The organism is Falsigemmobacter intermedius (assembly GCF_004054105.1).
GTDB classification, from domain to species: Bacteria; Pseudomonadota; Alphaproteobacteria; order Rhodobacterales; family Rhodobacteraceae; genus Wagnerdoeblera; species Wagnerdoeblera intermedia.
In genome coordinates this window covers 1-1,631 of sequence record NZ_SBLC01000130.1, presented here as the reverse complement: position 1 = coordinate 1,631, position 1,631 = coordinate 1, and the positions used below count along the sequence as shown (strand labels likewise).

Annotated in this window: 3 protein-coding genes; 2 read left to right on the top strand and 1 reads right to left on the bottom strand. The window is 54.4% G+C overall.

Annotated elements, in window-relative coordinates; translation table 11 throughout:
- Positions 1-436: 436 nt before the first annotated feature.
- Complete coding sequence (locus EP867_RS19555; RefSeq protein WP_128491087.1) at positions 437-745, bottom strand: hypothetical protein; 309 nt, start codon at positions 743-745, stop codon at positions 437-439.
- A gap of 121 nt (positions 746-866) precedes the next feature.
- Here EP867_RS19555 and EP867_RS19550 point away from each other — a divergent pair, with 121 nt between their 5' ends.
- Positions 867-1,073 carry a cold-shock protein gene (locus EP867_RS19550; RefSeq protein ID WP_128491085.1) on the top strand — a complete coding sequence of 69 codons (207 nt, stop codon included), beginning with the start codon at positions 867-869 and terminating at the stop codon, positions 1,071-1,073.
- Between the two features lie 297 nt (positions 1,074-1,370).
- On the top strand, positions 1,371-1,631 hold a 261-nt coding region (locus tag EP867_RS19545), incomplete at its 3' end, for a hypothetical protein (protein ID WP_164888987.1).

The window sequence follows — 1,631 nt, the reverse complement described above, 5'->3', positions numbered from 1 at the left end:
TATCAACATCTTGAAAAGATGTTTGTGCGGCGCGGGAATTTTCTGCGCCGCATTTTCAGTCCGTGGAACCAGGCAGGTACGCTAGAGGTCGACCTGTGCTTACACTCGAGCCACGCGGCCGCGCTCGTCATATAACCCTGCTGAGAGACGAAGCTCGCGGAGATGCGAAGTCCTGGCCTGACGCTCGGCTGCTAAAATCTGTTGTTCCGTGTGAGCTCGGTTCTGTGGTGGGCTGCTGATGATTTTTGCAAAAGCAAGTTCAGCCTGCTGGCGCTTTGGCGATTGTCTCTCATTCATCATGATTTCTCCTGTAACCGAACCTGTCCCTGCGCTCCAGGCGGATTGCCCAAGGCTTGGGGGATGCGTCACGATCTCTGGCGTGACGTCGGATGGCCGTGGTACTGGCGCGTGCGCGCTTGCCATCTCGTATGCCGGCTCAGGCCGTTTCTTCCGCAGTGCCGTCCGTGGCCTCTGTCGGTGTGACTTTAGGGGACATACGCCAACGGCGGCTCTGCTGGTATTTCTTCACCTGAAGCGGGTCAGCTTTTTCTGCGAGAAAGGCTGCAAGATCGAAACGAGGTTTGGGGGTAAACATTTGCACGAAGGCATCCTTCGCAGCGAAAGCTGCTCTGCCTTTATAGCACAGCTCAGCCTGCGAGTCCGTAAAATAGGGTAATTCAAGAAATAATATTTTCATAACTGATATTTTCCGGAAATAAATTTCCACACCCTTGTAAAACTCCAAGGTGGCGCCCATCTTAGTCAGGCAGTTAAGTTTTTGGTTCTGGTCTTACGGCGCAGTTCTCGATCATCGCGCTTGCCAGGCCATCGCACATTGCGGGTGGCGCTATATAAGGAGCACCATCATGGCTATGGGCACCGTAAAATGGTTTAATTCCACCAAAGGTTTCGGTTTTGTCGCACCTCAGGGTGGCAAGAACGATATCTTCCTTCATATCTCAGCGCTTGAACGCGCAGGTCTGCGTGGCGTCGATGAAGGTCAGGAGATTTCCTTCGACGTTGAGACCGGTCGTGACGGCCGCGAGTCCGCGACGAATGTGCGTCTCGCCTGATAACGGGATTGTCCCATTCTTCAGACGAACCCGGTCCATTCCTGACAGTCATGTGCACAGCTGAAACTTAGCCTGCGCTTACGCGTAAACCGCCGGGACCGGCCCCTCATGGGGTATAAAGGCGGAAGGCAGGAGGCACAGAGCCTGAGATCCTTATGGGTCTCAGGCTTTTTCTTCAGCTACTCACCCGGCACGGGGAAATCAGCGCGATAACCTCAATCGCTTTCAGAAGCGCGTGCTTTGACAGGTTGCAAGATTGCAGGCAGGTTTGTTCTGTCGGCCGATCGGGAGGCTCATGTGGTACCCAGCTACAGCATAGATAAATCACAACCGAAAAGACACGTGGTGCGTCAGATGGATGGCCGGTTTTTCATCCTGGTGGCGATCGTCAGCCATAATCTGAGAGGTTTTCTCAGCGGGACATCAGAGTTGTTGGGTTGGGCGGTATTGAGCCCGGATGACAGCACATTTCATGGCGTCGTCTCGCTCGACCCCGAGTATCCCTCAGCCTGGCTTGATGACAAAGGCTCGCGATACGAGCTCATCACGCCGCCTGCG